The organism is Paenibacillus sp. FSL W7-1088, from assembly GCF_037969855.1.
Lineage (GTDB): Bacteria > Bacillota > Bacilli > Paenibacillales > Paenibacillaceae > Paenibacillus.
In genome coordinates this window covers 561,509-581,501 of record NZ_CP150216.1, presented here as the reverse complement: position 1 = coordinate 581,501, position 19,993 = coordinate 561,509, and the positions used below count along the sequence as shown (strand labels likewise).

General features: G+C 47.7%; 17 protein-coding genes. 2 read left to right on the top strand and 15 right to left on the bottom strand.

The window, feature by feature from the left end; translation table 11 throughout:
* Positions 1-45: 45 nt before the first annotated feature.
* The 9 genes from MKY42_RS02770 to MKY42_RS02730 all read right to left on the bottom strand — a co-directional run bounded on the left by MKY42_RS02770 (position 46) and on the right by MKY42_RS02730 (position 10,365).
* On the bottom strand, positions 46-678 hold the full coding sequence (locus MKY42_RS02770) for an NAD(P)H-binding protein (protein WP_090904174.1): 633 nt from the start codon (positions 676-678) through the stop codon (positions 46-48).
* Positions 679-934: 256 nt separating this feature from the next.
* Positions 935-2,704 (bottom strand): alpha/beta fold hydrolase, encoded by a 1,770-nt coding sequence (locus MKY42_RS02765; protein WP_339848390.1) that lies wholly within the window; start codon positions 2,702-2,704, stop codon positions 935-937.
* Positions 2,686-4,146 (bottom strand): hypothetical protein, encoded by a 1,461-nt coding sequence (locus tag MKY42_RS02760; RefSeq protein WP_090904172.1) that lies wholly within the window; start codon positions 4,144-4,146, stop codon positions 2,686-2,688. Before MKY42_RS02760 ends, MKY42_RS02765 begins: the two co-directional genes overlap by 19 nt.
* Positions 4,143-4,943 carry a hypothetical protein gene (locus tag MKY42_RS02755; RefSeq protein WP_179261944.1) on the bottom strand — a complete coding sequence of 267 codons (801 nt, stop codon included), beginning with the start codon at positions 4,941-4,943 and terminating at the stop codon, positions 4,143-4,145. The genes MKY42_RS02760 and MKY42_RS02755 overlap by 4 nt, the downstream gene beginning before the upstream one ends.
* Entirely contained in the window at positions 4,921-7,662 is a 2,742-nt protein-coding gene (locus MKY42_RS02750) for a lanthionine synthetase LanC family protein (protein WP_090904170.1), read from the bottom strand. Before MKY42_RS02750 ends, MKY42_RS02755 begins: the two co-directional genes overlap by 23 nt.
* A 114-nt stretch (positions 7,663-7,776) precedes the next feature.
* Positions 7,777-7,914 carry a hypothetical protein gene (locus tag MKY42_RS02745; RefSeq protein ID WP_157258615.1) on the bottom strand — a complete coding sequence of 46 codons (138 nt, stop codon included), beginning with the start codon at positions 7,912-7,914 and terminating at the stop codon, positions 7,777-7,779.
* A 185-nt stretch (positions 7,915-8,099) separates the two neighbouring features.
* Positions 8,100-9,380 carry an MFS transporter gene (locus tag MKY42_RS02740; protein WP_090904169.1) on the bottom strand — a complete coding sequence of 427 codons (1,281 nt, stop codon included), beginning with the start codon at positions 9,378-9,380 and terminating at the stop codon, positions 8,100-8,102.
* Complete coding sequence (locus MKY42_RS02735; RefSeq protein WP_090904168.1) at positions 9,361-9,738, bottom strand: hypothetical protein; 378 nt, start codon at positions 9,736-9,738, stop codon at positions 9,361-9,363. The genes MKY42_RS02740 and MKY42_RS02735 overlap by 20 nt, the downstream gene beginning before the upstream one ends.
* Positions 9,739-9,951: 213 nt before the next feature.
* Entirely contained in the window at positions 9,952-10,365 is a 414-nt protein-coding gene (locus tag MKY42_RS02730; protein ID WP_090904167.1) for a GNAT family N-acetyltransferase, read from the bottom strand.
* A 217-nt stretch (positions 10,366-10,582) separates the two neighbouring features.
* Here MKY42_RS02730 and MKY42_RS02725 point away from each other — a divergent pair, with 217 nt between their 5' ends.
* Positions 10,583-11,503: a hypothetical protein gene (locus MKY42_RS02725; RefSeq protein ID WP_090904166.1), complete on the top strand. Its 921-nt coding sequence runs from the start codon at positions 10,583-10,585 to the stop codon at positions 11,501-11,503.
* A 143-nt stretch (positions 11,504-11,646) separates the two neighbouring features.
* Here the strand turns inward: MKY42_RS02725 and MKY42_RS02720 are convergent, their stop codons facing one another.
* From MKY42_RS02720 to MKY42_RS02695, 6 genes are all read right to left on the bottom strand, one after another.
* Positions 11,647-11,886 carry a YezD family protein gene (locus MKY42_RS02720; RefSeq protein WP_062322628.1) on the bottom strand — a complete coding sequence of 80 codons (240 nt, stop codon included), beginning with the start codon at positions 11,884-11,886 and terminating at the stop codon, positions 11,647-11,649.
* 226 nt (positions 11,887-12,112) lie between these two features.
* Positions 12,113-12,988 carry a sulfate ABC transporter permease subunit CysW gene (cysW, locus tag MKY42_RS02715; RefSeq protein ID WP_090904165.1) on the bottom strand — a complete coding sequence of 292 codons (876 nt, stop codon included), beginning with the start codon at positions 12,986-12,988 and terminating at the stop codon, positions 12,113-12,115.
* Between the two features lie 226 nt (positions 12,989-13,214).
* Positions 13,215-14,051 carry a sulfate ABC transporter permease subunit CysT gene (gene cysT / locus MKY42_RS02710; protein WP_063566191.1) on the bottom strand — a complete coding sequence of 279 codons (837 nt, stop codon included), beginning with the start codon at positions 14,049-14,051 and terminating at the stop codon, positions 13,215-13,217.
* Positions 14,052-14,133: 82 nt separating this feature from the next.
* Positions 14,134-15,213: a sulfate ABC transporter substrate-binding protein gene (locus MKY42_RS02705; protein ID WP_090904164.1), complete on the bottom strand. Its 1,080-nt coding sequence runs from the start codon at positions 15,211-15,213 to the stop codon at positions 14,134-14,136.
* Between the two features lie 480 nt (positions 15,214-15,693).
* Positions 15,694-17,568, bottom strand: coding sequence for a rhamnogalacturonan lyase (locus tag MKY42_RS02700; RefSeq protein ID WP_109999216.1), 1,875 nt, complete (start codon positions 17,566-17,568; stop codon positions 15,694-15,696).
* Between the two features lie 249 nt (positions 17,569-17,817).
* Positions 17,818-18,873 carry a lactonase family protein gene (locus MKY42_RS02695; RefSeq protein WP_179261950.1) on the bottom strand — a complete coding sequence of 352 codons (1,056 nt, stop codon included), beginning with the start codon at positions 18,871-18,873 and terminating at the stop codon, positions 17,818-17,820.
* Between the two features lie 325 nt (positions 18,874-19,198).
* Between MKY42_RS02695 and MKY42_RS02690 the strand changes: the two genes are divergently transcribed.
* Positions 19,199-19,882, top strand: a complete 684-nt coding sequence (locus tag MKY42_RS02690; protein WP_090904161.1) for an S-layer homology domain-containing protein — start codon at positions 19,199-19,201, stop codon at positions 19,880-19,882.
* Positions 19,883-19,993: the final 111 nt, after the last annotated feature.

The window sequence follows — 19,993 nt, the reverse complement described above, 5'->3', positions numbered from 1 at the left end:
ACTATTGAGTTTCCGTTTCATCGATCTGGTTTAAACAAATAACGATTAATAGCCCACCGTAAACCGGGATTGAATAAATTGCGGATCATCCAGTTCATCCACCAAAGCGGCTGCAAAATCACCAACGGAAATCGAACTCTCACCCAGATCATCGGTAATCACACGATTCATGCCAACCCGGAACAGGCCTGTCCGTCTTCCTGTTGTGATCGTAGCGGCAGGACTCATGTAAGTCCAGTGGATATCCGATGCCTCGATCAGGTTATACGCATCAACATGAGCTTTCGCCAATGGTTTAACCTCCTCAGGGAATCCTGGTGTGTCCATCAGCATTTCTCCAGAATCCGTAAGTAAGCTTCCTGCTCCGCCAACGACAACCAAACGTCCTGCTTTTGCACGGCGAACACCCTCAATTAATGAACGTGTAACTTCCAGCATCTCTTCCTCCGCACCAAACTTCGGTCCATAGGCACTCACAACAGCTTCCTGTCCGGCTGTAAAATCGGCAACCTGGTCCGGGTTAAGCAAATCCCCCTCTACCACACGCAAACGTTCATGCTCCATCTCAACCTTCGAAGGATCACGAACAATCGCCGTTACCTCATGTCCGCGGTCCATCAACTCCCACAGTATCGTCTTTCCAATCGCTCCGGTTGCTCCAAAAATGGCAACTTTCATATCAAATCCCTCTTTTCAGTAGATATCATCTTGTCAACTTACCGTTATTTTAATACTTAATCCCATTGTTATATACCTTAAACGGCTCACGCCATCTTAAACCGTCTTCACTCTCTTGTAAACCATGAGTCTAGCTCATCTCCCCATTCCCGGGTACATTCGTTATTAAAACAAGGAATCACAACTCCCTTTTCCGTTCAAAAAGACACCCCAACCCATGCCAAAAAAGCCGCAAAGCGGCTTTGGCAGCTTACCTCTATTTTGCCTGTCCCACCTTGGTAAAGGTTAAAAAATCGACTGCTTTCTGGGCCCAGAACCGTTCCGAATAAATTTCATGCTCTAAGTCTTTAATGATATGAAGTTCCAGTCTGCCTGAGGGTTCGTCCAGAGCCAGCTTGTATTTCAATATTTCCTGATAGATTTGTTCCGTCTGCTCCACCGGACAAAGTTGATCTGCTTGCCCATGAATAAACAAGATATCACTTCCGCTTAGCGCAGAAGCGTAGGCTACCGGGCTTCGGGTCCTCAGCGCGGATTCATCCTCAAGAAGTTCACCGATCTCTTTTTGCAAAAAAGATCTGAGCTTTGCCCCTCCTCCTGTATACAGCTTGCCCAAATCCGTAAAGGGGGCACACGCTACCACAGCACTCCACAGTACTGGGTCTCTGCCCGCAGCCAGCAATGCAAGATAGGCGCCATAACTGACGCCATACAGAGCTACGTCTGAATAGGAGGATAAGACCTGTTCCCGAATAAACCGGACCACATCTGCGTCCACACCGCCCCAATCGTTCTCATTACGACTCCTGTATCCACCAGTAAAGCCGGAGCTGCCCGGATAGTTGAGCCCGATCACCCGTACACCAGCCTCGGATAACCTCTTCATTACTGGACTATAACTGTCGAACAGACAGTTATGTGGGCCTCCGTGCAGGTAAATGACGGCCTGTACAGCACCTTTTGGATGGATATCCAGATAGGGAATGATCTCGGACCGATAGGAGGCTTCCCCGTATTCCACCTTCAGTTCTCCACCGTTGCGACCGTTAGTTATAACTTCCTGCTGCCCTTGAACCCAAGGAATGGTGTTGGTTTGATCTTGAAAACGAAATAGACCTGGTCTCGGAGCTGTCGCGATAGTCTCGTATTTGCCCACCAGCCCCTGCTTGTCCCTGCTGAGAACAGCCTGTGTCAGCGTCCCTGGATAATCTCGCAGCTGAAATACTTCCTTTTTCTCCTGTAATGCATATTGCACATAATGCCATCTGCCACAAGTTATACCTTCACACAGGATTTTCTGTGTATCTAGATCAATCTGTACCCTTACCAGTTCAGAGAACGCTTCACACTGTGGGAACAATTCGTGCACAACATCCTCACCCTGTTTCAGCCATCCCGGTTTGAATCCCTGCTCTGAAGGGATGGATACCGCAATGATATCCCCCTGTTTGTCCATGACTGGATACGGATATGCCGTATACATCCATTCTGCACTTTGAACGACTTTGTCCCTGTATGAATACACTCTCCCCTGTCCATCAACATTCAGACCGATTTCCTGTTCAATTCCCGACCAGAAAGCCAATTGCGGATGATTCAGATTAGCTGTAATCCATCTAGCCTCATCTCGTTTCGTATCGTAAAGCCCTAATCGAACAGAACCCCCTTTATTTCGGATGGCAAAAAGCAACTGCAACTTTTCGTCTTGCCAAGCCGCCTGTAGAACAGCAAAAGGTAATTGCAGCGCACAGGTATGGACAAGCTTCACTTGAGCTTGCATTTCATACAGATGCAGCCGTTTCCCGGCATCTCCTTGAGTGATTATCAGAACCTGATTAGGTGCAATAAACTGAATATGCTCCGTCCGATCCATTGAATCTGACGTATGTTCATACAGCCAATGCCTGTCTTTTGTCTGACCTGTCTCATCAAGTGTGCACCATTCTGTATGACCATTATCATAGGACAACAGCATTCCAGTCCGCTCCCGATTAATGCTCATTCGAGTCAGGAAGGTACGACGCAACTGGATTCCCTCCTCTCATTCCAGAGCTTCAGTTGCTCCCACTCCTCCAACTGGCTACGTAATCTGTTGATGTATTGATCCAGGACAGAAGTTTCAGGTGAGACATCTGTTTCAAGCTCTCTTATGGCCTGCTGGATCTTCTCAATTTGTGGCAGATTGGCAGCAGGAAGGGACATCATTAATAGGTGATAAACCTCGGTAGCCAGGTCGGTTGACCCTCGGCGTACTTGTTCTCCAGCAATCTCCACCGCACGACGGAGCCGCTTGGCATTGACGGAGGCAGTCTTTAATCGAAGCAACCGAATCAGCAGTTGGTACTCCTTCTCTTCTTCACCACACTGCCGATGTATTTCCATTCTTAAATCGAGTATGGGACTGAGCCAATCGACATACTGCTCAGTGCACAGTTTCTCCGCTGCCAGCAGAGTTGTATGAGCCTCAGCCCATTGGCCTGATCTAAGCTGCAACCCTGCAATATTTAACGCAGTCTGAATCTGAAAAGTACGCTGCTCAGGACCATCAGGAAGCAACTGAATACGCCGACTGGCCTGCCGTTCCAGCTCAATTGCACGATCAGCATTGCCTTCCTGCAGTTCAATCAATGCTTCACCATTATCCAGCGCACAGCATTTCCCAACCCGGAAAGACTCGGTTAATTCCTTATGTGAGAGCAGCTTTCGAGCTTCTGAATAACAGTATCGTGCTCCCGAATAATCCCTGCCTTTTTTGGTTAGCAGCTGTGCCAATTCGAACCATAAAACCGCTTGCTGAGCCGCTGACAAACGTTGAAATAATGTATTCTGTTTAAAAAAATGCAAACAAGCCTTATACCGGACCGGATCATCCGACTTGGACAGCAAAATCCAGGCCATCCTGTTGTAGAGCGCCAATGTTTTCTCTTGTCCGCCTTTTTTTCTCGCCATGGCAAGATGTTTATCCAATGAACTTCGGGTATGGTCCGGTGTTTCTCTGACAAGCGAAATTGGAAGCCAGTGCATCTCACCGCGTGTCGGCATTTTGGAAGGATATCGGTGGAAAAATACCAGTACACTGACCCCTCTTAGTTTCTGACGATACAGAAGATGGTGGATAGCCCCGAGATCAGATGCATGTAAATGGGACGCTACCTCCACCAATACCCATTTCCTATTACCCGGAGCCCAGCCCGCTGTTTTGAATCTTAATAAGGCGTTTTTGCAGGCCACAAGATCGCCGGAAGGCTGAATTGCATTTAGCTGATAGATGATGGGAAGAGAATAATACGGATGATCCACCGATATTACAATAGCCTGATCCTGCCAGTGAGTGTGCAGCTTTTGGACCTCATGCTTCACTGCGTCCGGCTCCCCTTGAGCGACAAACAGCCCAGGCTCATGACTCGAACGAAGCCAATTGCTTCGCAGATCACGATATTGCGTACTCTCAAGTAATACAGGGATCATGAGCAATCACGCTCTTTCGTAATCCGGCATACCTGTGCAGGCTCGGGAATCTGCTGCAAATTCAGTGAAGCCATTAATCGATAACTGCCGATATTGTTCGCATCGAGCGAAGCTTTTACCGTTTCATATTGTTCTGTTATACATCGTTGAAGACCGTAAGCAGCAAGCCAGCGCGCCCAGCCCTTACGTTTCACATTAGGTACTGTGCATATATGAGCAATCAATACAGATCCGAACTCATCACTGAGTAAGCAAGCTCCCATCTGTTGCCCCTCTAATTCAACCAATCCGGACCCCTTCAGCAAAGTTCCATATGCTCCTCTATAGATATCTTTGACTGCCTGACGTGCAGCTTCCAAGCCGGGACAGGAGGGATCGCTTTCCAAAAGAATCTGCGCTACCCCCTCCGCCTGTCCCAGTGTAGAAATCCATGTTGCAGCATCATCAGGAATATCAGAAGCCGGGATATCCTTCAACTTACCGATAAATCGATGCCTATGCGCAAGAACATCCACCCGTAATCCAAGTTTTTCCCATGGAAATGAGACAGGAAACGTTGCATATAGAGCATCCCATTCGAGTGACTCAAGTATGGGTTGAATCCGATCCTTCCAATACGTCATGGAACCTGCATCACTCCATAAATCGAGTGTATACTGCCTTTGTCCGTGATCAATGATCATTAATGAAGATCCGGTTTCGCAGTAATCTGGGGCTGCTGCATAATAACGATGCCCGTACTCGCCCTGTTCATGCCGAAATTGAGGAAGAACATCAGATATAGCTGTTAATATCATAATTCATCGCCTCCTTGACAGGGTTAAAACCTGAATATACCAACGGTTCTGCACACACTGAAGGGTAATAAAGACGAAGCAGAAAGGAGTATACGCCCATATATCCTGTCATATAATCCGGTGAGAATGATTCCATATCTTCCAGTGGCCACATCCACATGTCGTGCTCGTCACTTCTCATCGCCAACAGCGTCTGTGCATATTGTTCCAGTCTGGCCGCATACCGGCCAGGATGACAACGCTCCGCCAAAAGCAGCAGATCACCGTTGCCAGCTAACCCATGACATTGCCCGAAGGAAGCAAAGATCGTGGTCTGTTCCACCGCATCTGCAGCTTCTCTGCCAAGCCTCGCAGACACCGGATCACCCAACACATCAGCAGCTGCCAGAAGAAAACGCCCGATGCCAGCCGAACCATTACACCAGTGTACCCAGAGCGTATCCGGTTTTTCAGATGTTGCAGGCCACATCTTCTGGCCATTCTGACCGGTATGACTGGTACGATCCAATGTATAGACAATTCGTTTCACTGCTGATAAATAGACTTCCTTATTGGTTTGATCTGCAATTGCGAGTAGAAAATAACCAATCCCCGCGATGCCGTGAGAAAATCCCAGGGAATAATGCCCACCATTTTTCTTACTTGGCTGCTCTTTCACTTTCCACATACTCAGTCCATCCTCGTTCCGTTCTTCCTGATTCAATATATAAGCAGCCAATAACTCAGCTCGTTCAAGTAGTTCCGCGCGGCCCCCAATGCGATAAATCTCCAATAACATTAATCCCAGACCTGCAGCTCCATGACTGATATTGGTTTGGGTCGGTCCATTCTGAGTTAGCTGTAATGCCAGATTCTCCGCCAGATCAAGCAATGAAGAATCATTTAACGCCTCTGCAGTCTCAGCCAATCTCCACGGAACTGCCCCATACCCAAAGTATAATCCGGTCGGTGTCTCGTCCGGAATGTATGGGTGATGAACCAAAATCCATTCCATAACTTCTCGGGCATACTGATGATACTGAATAAGTTGTGTAATATGACCAAGCTGGTTAAAGCCGTAGACCATGCCTGTCCATCCAAAGTTAAAATTTGCCGGATGAAACATCCGGCTCATGCTGTTTTCCGGATAAAGTTCTTGCCTATTATCAAAATCAAGCGATGTATAAAGCCAATCGGCCATCCTTTGTGCCTGACGCAATACCTCGGCTCCAGTTAGTTCGTTGTTCAATGGCAGAGATGATCCTTGCCATTCATTCATCGGCTCTTTTGAAATTGCATCCAAATCGTTGCGAATATCTGCCAACTGCTCATAAACACCAGTCATGATCCGTACAGAAAGATTACCCAGGGAACGCAGTTCTTCCATATTAACCAGACCTTTCAACAAAGCCTGACCACATTTGAGGTAGTCCGTCTGATATTTGAAATAGGGGTCCACAGATGATGCCATATAATAGAAAACAGCCCCGAGTGAATAGATATCATCCTGGAAGCTTGATCTCTGACTGTGTTCCCGTCCACGAGACACATATCCAGGCGTATGCCCAGTCAATGGCTTGGTCTCCCTCTCGTCATTTCGTAAGTAAGCCAATTCGAGGTCAATTAGACGTACATTACCATCCGGCATTACGACAATATTGTTAGGTGTTAAATCATTAATAATGACTCCCTTACGATGACAGGTCTCAACCATATCCAGAATATCCTGGCAGATCCGAGCCATCTCCGTCCATGTATAATCTGCAGCAACATGTCTGCGATGAATATACTCGCGCAAGCTGATGCTATCAAAATACTCCAGAATCAGATACCGATTTTTCTCATAATTAAACAAATCAAGTGGCTGGGGTGTATAGCCCGTTTCCTTCAATAATTCAAGTACATGATATTCATTTTCTACATAGTCGTGGGCAGAGCGTCCTGCTCTATCGACACGCATGCGATGGACCGCTTCTTTCATAACGGCTTGTGCATGCTGCGTACAGGAAATAAGAAATACGCCTCCCTTGCCAGACTTCTTGAGCACACGCTTCACACGAATATTTCGTATTCCAAACTCATTGTTATTAGGACTGGATACGTTGGAAGAAGAAATATCCTTCTTGGTGGCCTGGATGTGAAGTAGTTCCTCCGGCTCGTTGACCCATTCCGGCTTATACCTGCCAGGTACACGGCGATCCTCCTCCAGATTTCCCTCAATATTCTGGATCGCATGCACTTTTGCTGCCGAATATCGGTCATAATAGAATCGGTCTGTGAACGCACCATAACGATAAAATACGCATGCGCTCCCGCGGTATGACCGATCTGTAGGAATAGCCGGGCCATCGAACCCGATGGTGCATACATGCATATCCTCAAGCAGGTGCAGAAACTGTTTCTCGTTTGCTGCATAGATCGTGACACATTTACCCGTTTGAGGCAGGGGGATCGATCCGTTAGAAGTTTCAATCAATTTCAATCCACTGTTCACAACCTTCCACTGTACACCGTGCTCCGTCAAAACAGGTGTAATGCGGCGTAACAGTTCAGCTCCTTCTCCAGGAACCACAGATAGATGTATTTTCCAGCCTTGTGAAGGAAGTTTCAAATCCTCTGGTCTAAAACAAATCCAATGGCCGTCATTCGACCATTGGATGGATTGGGGAAGTTCCCTGATTATATGTTCCAAAGCGTTCTCAAAGGCGTCCTTCTTAACGGATACATTTGCGAATTTCAATGAGAATCACTCCTGTTGGTTAAAGTTAGAGGGGGAGGTACAATTATTTTAGTAATGCGAAAATCAAAGACTTATCCTTAAATTTACTGGATAGAGCGTTTAATGAAGATGTTCCTAGCTCTCGACAGCGATTGTCTGTGAGCTTGTCCAGCTGCACACGGTACACAGGCTGGTTTCCTCGAACATGTAGTTATCCTCTTCAACCTCTAATGCCATCAAGTCCTGTACAGATAAAATTTCCTTGTTTTCCATGATAAATTACCTCCCATTTGTCTCCCCCTCTTAATAACCAATTTCTACATAAATTTTGATATTCCTTCTTTTTAATTGAATTATTTTACATAAATTATTTAAGATATCCATTTACGCGACATACTCATGTTAACCCAATCGGAATTATCGTATAAAAAATGGAGGTATTCTCACATTGATTATAATTAAACGGATGCCGCTTGCTGTCTGGAATGTTTCCCCTGCTCCTCTCGGAAAGGCCTAACAAACATGCTCCCCAGCCCCATCACAATAACAAATATACCAATCCCCATGTACACCCAGGATGGATTATACGTTTCAATAAACCAGCCTCCGAGCAATAAACCGAGTGGATTACTGACACCACTCATTAAGACTCCCATACTGTTCATGACACGCCCTCTCTTTTCTTCCGGTGTGGATAGAAGGATCGAGGTAACCAGAGGTACATTTACGAGGGCAAGCCCCAGCATTAACAAGAATGAACAGGCGATGGCGATATACAGATTAGGAAACATAGGCATGAGTAACAAACTTGCACCTGAGATGAGGTAACTGATCAGGAACCATCGAGCAAGCGAAAGCCGTTTGGCATATTTCCCGCTGAGCAAAGAGCCTGCAATACTACCAGCGGCAAAGGCCGATTGGAGAAGACCGTACCCTTGTGGTCCGGCATGAAGAACCATGTCAGCAAAAATCGGAGTGAAGATGTGCAGAGGCGCACCAGCAAAGTTGATAATGGCACCAAAAATGATGCAGCTGGCCAGAATTTTACGTGAGAACAAAAAGGTAATCCCTTGCAAACTATCCTTCATGAAGCCAGAAATCCCTTTTTGTTTGACCACTTTGGTCACCGGAATATGAATAAAGACAATGGAGAAAGCAGATAGCAGAAAGGTAAGTGCATAGATGAAAAGGATTGACTGGACTGAGATGAACGCCACCAATATGCCACCTACAGCATATCCAAGCAATTCAATTGTTTTGGAAGATGAATTTAGAAGTGCGTTGGCTGGTGCTAACTGTTTCGACGGGTCGGGCAGAATTGCGGGGATGACGGTCTGGGTTGCCGGATTGAACAAAAATCCAAGAATCGCAATGAGCAAATTGGCAGCATAGATATGCCACGGTACCATCTGACCACTCATGAATAAAAGCGCCAATATACAGGCCACGCACGCTCTAAGTATATCTGTCCAGATCAAGAGCTGCTTTTTGGGCAGCCGATCACTGATTGTAGCCAGTGGTATGCCCAAAAAAGCATAGATAAAGTATGGCAACATAGGAATCAGTGCTGCTGCGAGTGCTGACTCGGTTAGTTGAAGAATATACCACATCGTAGCCATGGAAAATAAAATTTGACCTGCACCGGATATCAGTCTGCCTGCAAGAAGTACACAAAAAGATGGAAGACGCAGAACAGATCCGTAACTGTCGTTATGGATTTCATTTTTCGTCTGTTTCATTCACTCCCTCTCCTTTCCCCTCACTATCACTTTCAGTTTCATTTTGCAGACGTGTCAACAAACCTGAATTGCGAATGGACCGTTGTATCTTGGCCTTTACGCGCTCAAGCTCTGCCGTATACTCCTGAATCTCGTTCAATAGCGATTGATGAGTCCGAATCCCTTCCCTAATTAACATAGCCGTTGCATCAGATCGATTCTTGGCCAGTTCAAGAAATACAAGCTGATCAATAATATCAATCTCTTCCTGACTTAATCTTACCGAGACGACCCCCTTGGTTCCCGAAAGGTTTCTGCTGGCCTGCTCCATGGATCGTTCCACCATTTGATTAAATTGAGTCCGCTGGTTCTTATCCAAATTCGTATCCTCCATTCTGCATTTATTGTTATTATCGTAATTTGTAAATCGTAAATTGTATTTGATTTACATTATACCTGTAAATAATTGGATGTAAAGCAAAAAACCTTTGGATGACAACCAAAGGTTTGAATAACCGATTGTACGAATTGAGTTTGGCTAGACTAATTCCATATACACAAGGCGAGGCTTAATTCTCCTTGTTTCTATCAACTATTCCCCTTGCCTCCACCACATGCCTTCCGATTTCGGACTGGTATAGGTGAAGCCATATTGAGCGTACAGACGATCGGCAGGGACGTCAGCCAGCAGGCTAACCAGTCCACGAGCAGGCACATGTTCACGCAAATAATTCATGATCTCGCTCATGATCAATTTGCCATATCCTCTTCCCTGCTGATCCGGGCGCACGGCGATATCCACCACCTGAAAGAAGCAACCACCGTCCCCGATGACCCGGCCCATGCCTACGATTTCATTTTCTGCACGCAGACATACGGCAAACAGGCTATTCGGCAGCCCAATCTCCGCTCCCTCCTTGCTCATCGCACTAAGACCTGCGCTTTTCCGTAACGCTAGGTATTCTGCTGCTGAGGGCGGTGTGTGTTCAATGTTGATCTGGTTCATAGATCATGCTCCCTTCCTAATTAAACCGATGATTATGACAGAATTAAAAAATTCATAGAATTTACATCTTCTTTGCATGGGTGCTCTGGTCCTTCTTATGACAGTAAATCCCTACTGTTCCTGCTTGAATTCACGCAATTCCTGTGTAATAGTGAGAGAAAGCTTATGTGAACCGTGTTTCATGCTACGCTACAGTTTTTGCAAAGGAGGAACCACTGTGCTTCAACGCTGGATGCTTGCTCTATTCTCATATCCGGGCTACGTGGCGGTACTACTCGGAATGATCACTGTACTGCTTGGACTCTACGTATGGTCTGCAACTGAGGTCAGACGAAGCCGTGACAGGCGAATGCAAGAGATACGAGATACATTATACATAAGTACAACCCTATTGGGACAACTCACAGCCAAAGAACATCGGAATGTTGATCTAACGGAACATGAGCATCATGAATTATTAAGTGCTATGCTGTCCTGCAGAGCCGCAGTGCATCTGTCTCCACAGCTTCAGGATCAAATCCGCAGCTGTATCATCGATGTTGATCCCGCTCGACTGGCATTGATGCACAGGGCTCTGGAGCGAGAGAGTGCAGCATTGTCCGATGAATTGAATCGATACGCACATCCTGATCATTGGGGAAGGGCGATCTGGAATGTCATTCGTCCGGCTGCTGAGCCTGCCGCTGTCGTGGCTGTACTGTACCTGATCGCTGATTTTGTGTTTCGTCAACAAGGGTTGTTATATCCCTTCTGGCATTCCTGGTCCAACGCTTTGCCATGGATACGCTTCGTTTCCTTAATCATCACGGTATTCTATGGTTATCTGCTCTGGTCCAGCCCAAGACAAGGTTCATCGGGCACAGTAACCAAAGCACTCTTTACCCTAATTGCCATGTGCTCCCTGCTTCATCTGATCGGACTTGCTGCTGCGCCCTACGCATTAGGATTGCAACTCATCCTGTTCATCTCCGGCTTCAGCCTGACAGGAGCGCCCTCTCGCAGTGATCGCCCCTACGCGGGACACACCGATTCGGATAAGGAATTGAATCACAGTACAGAAGCACATGAGGATGAGAACCTGGATGTGGAGCTAAACCTCTATAAACCACGCACATCTGGAGCCATTTCCGAAAAATAAACCTTTATTTTAACTTGGTTTACCCGGCATCATCAGACTCAGTTCATTCAAAACTAGAAAAGAGAAGCCGGCATTCGGCTTCTCTTTTTTTGATTTCTACTATTTTTGCATTATGCCTAATTCGATCCTGAATTACATAAACCCTATCCCTTCGCGCTTGCATTCGATGAGCGCAATGAACGGGGTGAGCTGCTTCGTGCAGTGCTGCCGGATTTGGAGGCGCTGCCGGAGGGCGTATTTTCAAAACGCTTGCGTTCGGTCCGCTCCATCTGCACAATCTGGCCTTCGTGTACAACGATGTGTAACGAGCCAAACTCCATGTCATTCAGTTGTCCGGCAATTCGATCCATCCATACCTCATCCACTTTTAACGGCTTAGCCATAGAGCCGCCTCCTCTTCTCGGGCTACTGCCCGCTATATTCCTCAAGTGCGCTGTCATCCAACCCGACTTATAATTCATTCTTATCCAACCCATATACTTGGTTTATACATTAGCAGGGCTTCCAGTAGCTGTCAATCCGAATTTTCATGAACTTTAAACAAAAACCATTTACATTCGGAACCCTCTTCAAAACCAAGATGATTGGCAGGGATACAGGAGTGTTAAATCACTTTTCGGGAATCGTTTTATGACCCAACCAGCTCTTGAGCAGCAACGTTGCCAGAGCCAAAATCAGCAACAAGGAGGCGACGGCAAACGAAGCGGAGAATTGATATTCGTTATACAGGATCTCGACATGCAGCGGCAAGGTGTTGGTCTCCCCGCGAATATGTCCCGATACAACAGACACGGCCCCAAACTCGCCCATCGCCCGCGCATTACACAAAATAATGCCATACAACAGTCCCCACTTGATGTTGGGCAGGGTCACATTCCAGAAAATCCGCCACCCGGATGCCCCAAGTGTAACCGCCGCTTCTTCTTCCCTCGTGCCCTGATCTTCCATTAGCGGAATCAGTTCTCTGGCGACGAAGGGAAACGTAATGAACAACGTTGCGATGACAATGCCGGGCAGGGCAAAAATAATTTTGATATCATGCTCGGCCAGCCACGGTCCAAACCATCCATTCGAACCAAAGACGAGGACAAAGATCAATCCGCCTACCACAGGCGAGATCGAAAAAGGAAGATCGATCAGGGTGATCATGAGTCCTTTGCCCCTGAACTGGAACTTGGTAATGACCCACGCAGCCGCCACACCGAATATCGTATTGAGCGGTACGGTGATCCCGGCAACCAGCAGCGTAAGTTTCAATGCCGACATCGCGTCCGGCTCGGTAAGCGCGGCGATGTAGACACCCCAGCCTTGCTTTAACGCTTCCATCAGCACGATCACCAGCGGCAAGATGAGCAGCCAGAGCAGCACCAGACTTGCCAATCCGATCAACAACCATTTGACCCATGGTGCTTCCGTGGTTGCACGGTTTGGCCCCGGCCCGGTTCGCACACTGGATGCAGGCGTCAATGGAACGGAACCCGCCATATTATGTACCTCCTTTTGGTTTATATAAGTTGAACAAATGATTTTACACTAAACCACTGCGCGGTCAGAACATCTTCCGATTGCTGTTATCCCCAGATTTTTTATGAACCACTCCTAAAAAGGGGAAATCCGGGGATAAAGGCAAACGCTCCGCTTCTCCAGATTTTTCTGTCCTCTCCGTTATCGTGTAAATGTTAAGTTCAACTTATATAGGTGGGCTTATGCATTAGGCTCTGCCTGCCTTACGGCTCCAGCGTTGAAGTGAATTAATGATCAAGAGCAGGACAAAAGAGACCAACAGCAGCAGCAAGGCTACCGCCGTGGCTCCCGCATAATCGAACTGCTCTAGCTTCGCCATGATCAGCAAGGGCGCAATCTCCGTTTTCATCGGCATATTGCCTGAGATAAATACCACTGAGCCATATTCGCCAATGCCTCGGGCAAAGGCTAACGCAAAACCTGTCAGCAGCGGCGGGATCAGATCCGGAAGCAGGATCTTCCGGAATATCCGCCATCTTCCCGCTCCCAGCGTAGCGGCAGCTTCCTCCACCTCAGTCTCCAGTTCCTGCAAAACCGGCTGCACCGTACGCACCACAAACGGAATCCCGATAAACATCAGCGCGAGCGTAATGCCCGCCTGTGAATAGGCCAGCTTGATGCCCAAAGGCTCCACAAACTGCCCAATCCAGCCATTTCCGGCATACAGCGCCGTTAAGGCAACCCCGGCCACTGCCGTCGGCAAAGCAAAAGGCAGATCAATAACGGCATCAAACAGCCGTTTTCCAGGGAACTCATACCGGACAAGTACCCAAGCCAAGAGTAACCCGAGAACCAGATCGATCAGCGCCGCTGCACCTGCAGTCAGAAAACTCACCTGGAAAGAAGCAAGTACCCGGGGATTCGTCGCCACCTCAATCAGTGTGGACCAGGTCAGCCCCGTGGAGTTAAACAAGAGCGCTGCGAGTGGAATAAGTACAACCAGGCTCAGGTAAAGCACACTGTAACCCATCGTTAATCCGAATCCCGGCAGTGTGCGACTCCGGGCCACCATCACCTTGCTCATGCACGTTCATCCTCTCTGCCTTCAGTCGGTCGGACTGGTTGGCCGCTTACATGGTCAAGCAACATCATCGACGTCAGAAGCATTAGCTGCCCGGAACATAAATCTGGTCAAAGATACCGCCATCATTAAAATGCTTGGCCTGGGTATCGCGCCATGTACCGAATACATCGTTCAATGTGAACAGCTCAAGCTGCGGGAACTGATCCTTGAACTTTTCCTTCACGCTGTCCAGGGTTGGACGGTAATAGTTCTCAGCAGCAATGGTTTGCCCCTCTTCGCTATACAAATATTTCAGATAGGCGTCAGCCACTTCGCGGCTACCTTTTTTGTCTGCATTTTTATCTACAATTGCTACAGGTGGTTCAGCCAAAATACTGACCGAAGGCACAACAATGTCGAATTTGTCCGGTCCCAGCTCTTTAACTGACAAGAAAGCCTCATTCTCCCATGCAAGCAGTACATCACCAATACCGCGCTCTACAAACGTAGTCGTCGCCCCACGTGCTCCAGAGTCAAGGACAGGCGCATGTTTGAACAGTTCTGCAACAAATGCTTTGGCCTTCTCTTCATCATTGTTGTTATGTTTGAGCGCATATCCCCATGCCGCCAGATAGTTCCAGCGTGCTCCACCGGACGTTTTCGGATTCGGGGTAATGACCTGGGTATCTCCCTTGATGAGATCATCCCAGTCCTTAATGCCTTTCGGATTGCCTTTGCGTACCAAAAACACGATCGTTGAAGTATACGGGGAGCTGTTGTGCTCGTATTTGTCCTGCCACCCCGCATTGATCAGACCTTTGTCTTCAATAGCATCGATATCGTATCCCAATGCCAGCGTAACCACATCCGCATCCAGCCCATCTATGACAGAACGACTCTGTTTACCTGAACCGCCATGAGATTGCTTAACCGTTACTTCCTGACCTTTCTCTTTTAGCCAATACGCCGCAAACGCCTTGTTATATTGCTCATAGAGTTCACGTGTCGGATCATAGGATACATTCAGCAGCTCGATCGCTTTTGCCCCTTCTTTGCCGCCTTCCGTTCCTCCCGATGTTGCTGTCGCATTCGTGCCACCACTTTCCGATCCGCATGCCGCCAGTACCCCTGTTAACACCAATGCCAGACCAACCAAAATACCCTTATGAATTCTCTTTTTCATAGCTAACACTCCCCCCGAATGGATCTGCAAGATTACCTCAGGCAGGCTGAACAGCATGGAACGCACCGAAAAAAAAACAAAAAACGGAGGAACCCCCGCGCACTTCTCCCTCATAAAGTCATGCCGGCCCAAAGGCCGTGTATGCTTCATCCAGAAATGATGCGCTGCGGTGTTCCTCCGTCTATACGGTGAGAACGTTATTCTGTTCACGTTACGATCTCTCATGTGACTGTAAATGACTGCTCCCGAAAATAGGGCTTAGTCATTTTTATTATTCCTACCTGTTTAGTGAGTTATATACGTATCATAAGGGCAGTACATATGACTGTCAAACGTTTTTTTCCGATTTCTACCGAATATCTGTGGAAATGGCAGAAAAAAAAGAACAACGGACCAAAGACCGTTGTTCCCTTGTCAGCGGTAAGCTTTATACGCTGTAACATCAGCCCTGGGATTGGCATGAGTCATGCCCTTTCCCTCTTATTTGCCAGCGTACCGGATATTCGGTACGGGAGGTGTACTCATGCCATCTCCTAAATAAAAGCCAGTATGTGGCGGTTGGTTATAGGCTACATTTTGCCAAGCTACACCAAGACGGTATACCGGATCATGCATCAGGGTGTAGATCCGTTTGTCCGTAACGGCTGTTGTCGTGTAGATGCGCAGTGCAGAGCTGTCATTGGTCCGCCATACCACTTCTTCTCTCCAGTCGCCAAACAGGTCAGCCTGCAGATTCGGTGTGGATTTCGTTCCATTATTGGAAGAAACACCGGATGCGGTCAACAGATTAACCGTTTTGCTATTGGCGTAGTCCCATTTATCAATCCGGTTGCTGTCCAGCAGTTCACGGAGCAGGTCACCGTCCCACCAGATGCCAAAATTCGTGGAGGAAGGCAGGGTTGTCCCAATTTTCTGTCCTTTGGCTGTATACAAACCACCATCCGCCCACACTTCGGCACCCTTATAACGTGGATCGATATCGGCTGCCATGCCGCGCCCAATATCTTTGGTCGTAGGTACGCCCCAGATCAACTGACCTGTACGCGCATCGCGGAATTCCACTCCGGCATTGGACGGTGTCTCATGCACCTGGAATACTTCAAGTCCTGCACGATCCGGGTCCAGATCACTGAGATGCATCGCATCCCCATGATGAAGTCCTGTCGTGTAGAGTCCTTTGCCGTTATCATCCACCGCCATCGCGCCATATACGATCTCATCTTTGCCATCACCGTCCACGTCTGCCACACTCAAATTATGATTACCTTGTCCACCATAACCGGAATTACCTGATGTATTGGAATCAAAAGTCCATTGTTTCGTCAATTGCCCATCCCGCCAGTTGTACGCCACCAGCACGGTTCGGGTATAGTATCCACGCGCCATGACCAGACTTGGCCGCTCCCCATCCAAATACGCAATGGCTGCAAGGAATCGATCGACCCGATTGCCGTAGTTGTCTCCCCAATCGGACACATTGCCGCGCGCCGGTTCGTAGTTCACCGTGGAAAGTGCTTTGCCGGTCTGTCCATTAAAGATCGTAAGGAACTCCGGTCCGGACAGAACGTATCCGCTAGAATTACGATAATCCTTGCTGGCATCCCCGATGACTACGCCCGTACCATCCTTGGTACCATCAGCCGTTTTCATCGCCACTTCTGCCTTGCCGTCTCCGTCCAGATCGTACACCATGAACTGGGTGTAATGGGCACCCGCACGGATATTTTTACCCAGACTGATTCGCCACAGGCGCGTTCCATTCAATTTGTAGGCATCGATAAATACTTCACCCGTATAGCCGCTTTGGGAATTATCCTTGGAGTTGGACGGGTCCCACTTTACAATCAGTTCATACTCGCCGTCCCCGTCCACATCGCCTGCACTCGCATCATTGGCACTGTACGTGTAGGCTACACCATCCGGTGTTGTGCCTCCTGCGGGTACACTGAGAGGTACAGACAAATAATTATTGCCCCATACGCTCACTGCCGCCGAAGCAGCCTGCTCGGTCCCACTGACTACGGCTCGCACCGTATATTTGGAACTGCTTGTCCCGCTTGTATCCTGGAGGTTGGTGCTGTTCGTTATAGGCGATGCGTTTACCTTGGTTCCATCCCGATAGACATTAAACGATACATTCGACCCTTCCGTACCCAGAAGCCGCCAACTGACAAACACACCTGTGCCTGTCTTCACTGCAACTACACCGCGGTCCAGAAACTCCATCTGACGGGCACCCGCAGCATGAGTGACTGGCGTGTTTCCAAGACCGAGCGAAGTAACCAGTAACGCAGAACTCAGCAGGGATACCCCTGCGTTCCGCAATGTTCGCTTCCATAACGATCGTTTTTCCATAAAGCCATTGCCTCCCCAATCGAATTGGTAAGCCCGATGCCCTTGGTAGCGCCATCTTATATATAAGCGCTTTAATACAATCATTTTAAAATAAACATATAATTCCATCTATAGGTCTAGCTTAGTAATTTCATATATGAAAAAAAGGAAAAAAGCCGAAAGATGAATCTTTCGACTGGAATGCTTCTTTTCTCGCACGCTCGATCTTTCGGAATCTGAACGTAACAAAGAATGTTGTGTCATCTCACTTTATACTACCGGAGTAATACACACTGGGCGGGGGATCTCCAACTTGAATCCGTTGTGTGTCAGACGTCCATCTTCACCATTGATCTGAAAAGCAACAAGGTTGTTGCTGTCCTGATTGGCCACCAGCAGAATACCACCGGGAAGCAGGTTGAAGTTACGCGGAGTCTGACCGATAGTGGAAGTCCACTCTATCGCCTCCAGCTCACCGGATTCCTGGTCAATGTGATACAGCACAATACTGTCGTCCCCGCGGTTGGAAGCATACAGGAAGCGACCACACGGGGAGACACGGATGTCCGCTGCCGTACCTTCTCCAGAATGTCCTTCAGGCAGTGTGGTGATATGCTGCAACGTAGTGAACTCACCTCGACGCTGATCATACATGAATGCCGTAACGGTGTTACTCAATTCATTAATCACATAGGCCCATTGCGAGTTTGGGTGGAAGACGAGATGTCTCGGTCCAGAGCCTGGAGGCTGATTCGTCTCACGATGCGTTACTAAGCGGCCTTCTTCTTGACGATACACAATAATCTGATCCAGACCCAGATCACAGACAACGGCGTACTGACCCGAAGGGTCCGGTTGAATGGAGTGAGCGTGCGGCCCTTCCTGACGGTCATCGTTCTGCCCTCTTCCCGTATGCTCAATCAAAGCACTCATCTCTTCAAGCGTGCCTTGATCTCCTACCGGAAATACGTTCACACTGCCGCTGCTGTAGTTCGAAGTCAGCACCCACTTGCCGTCCTCACTGACAGACACATAACAAGGCGAAGCGCCCTTCGTCAACTTGCGATCCATCAGGTGCAGCTCACCCGTTGCGGCATCCCTGCGATAGACCAGCACCTCTCCCTCATCTGTCTCACTTACCGCGTAGAGACAATCCCCATCCGCAGATAAAGCCAGATAGGATGGATTATCCACCCCATCCATATGACTTACAATCCGCAACTCGCCTGTATCCTTGTTCAACGCACAGAGAAAAATCCCCGGTTGATCTGCTGATGCATAAGTACCTGTATAGAAAAAAGCTTCATTCGTTGCTGTCGGTTCCATCGTCTCATTCTCTCCTTATTGATTCAAATGATTGACCTTACTCCGTAATTACAAGCAATGATAAGAAGTATTAACCCGAATAGTTGATTCCACTGTTATGTACTTACCCAATTCACTGTCTTTTGCTTCAGCGGTTATCCTCCCTCAACATAATACAAAGCAAGAGGGCTTACAATAGTCCAACCACATTGTACCTAATCCAACGGAATTTCATATTGAAAACCAATGGAAAATTGCAGCAACCTTTTGAGGAATAAGGTCGTCTATAGGGACAAATAGCTTATAAACAAAGGGATATTCCCTGGAAAAGTGAGGCGAACCTGACATGAAAAAAAATATATTGGCTGCATTAACAGCCGGAGCTTTACTTACCCTTTCTCTGAGCGCTGGTCCAATTCACGCCGCTCAAGCGGAATTCACTGATATTCAAGGTATTGCAGGGGCAGACAAGATTGAATCCCTGCATCAGGATGGCTTAATCAAAGGCGTGAGTGATAGCTTGTTCAAACCGGAACAGGAACTAAACACGGCTCAGGGTATTCAGCTCATTGCAGATGGTCTGAATCTGAATTTGGACACGATTCGTTTTGTCAAACAACCCCTGCCAAGTGACTACTTCTCCAACGTAAAAGATGGCGTATGGTACAGCGATGCTTTTGTCCGTGCCCAGTTCAATGGTATTAAGATGTCCAACGATATCGATCCTTCCAAGGCGCTGACCCGTGAACAGTACACCCTTTTCTTGATGCAGGGCATTGAAGCCAAAGGTGGCCTGCCGATGATTAACATCAAACCTGTAAATATCACGGATGAAAAAGAGCTTACGCCAGAATTTCAAGGCGCTGTTCAACGCTCCCTTGTCTTGAAGATTAACACGCTCGATGCCGAGGGCAACTTCAATCCGAAGGATACGATTACCCGCGCTGAAGCTGCGGTTATGATGTATAACGCAATTGAGTATTTGGAAGATTTCAATGCACCGAAAATCCCGGAAACACCAGAGAAATAATGCCCCATCTTTATTTTAAATACCAAATAGCCGCATGTTCCCTCTAGAAGGGACATGCGGCTATTTATGTTATATCTATTGATATCTATAGCGATAACTGATCCAAAATCA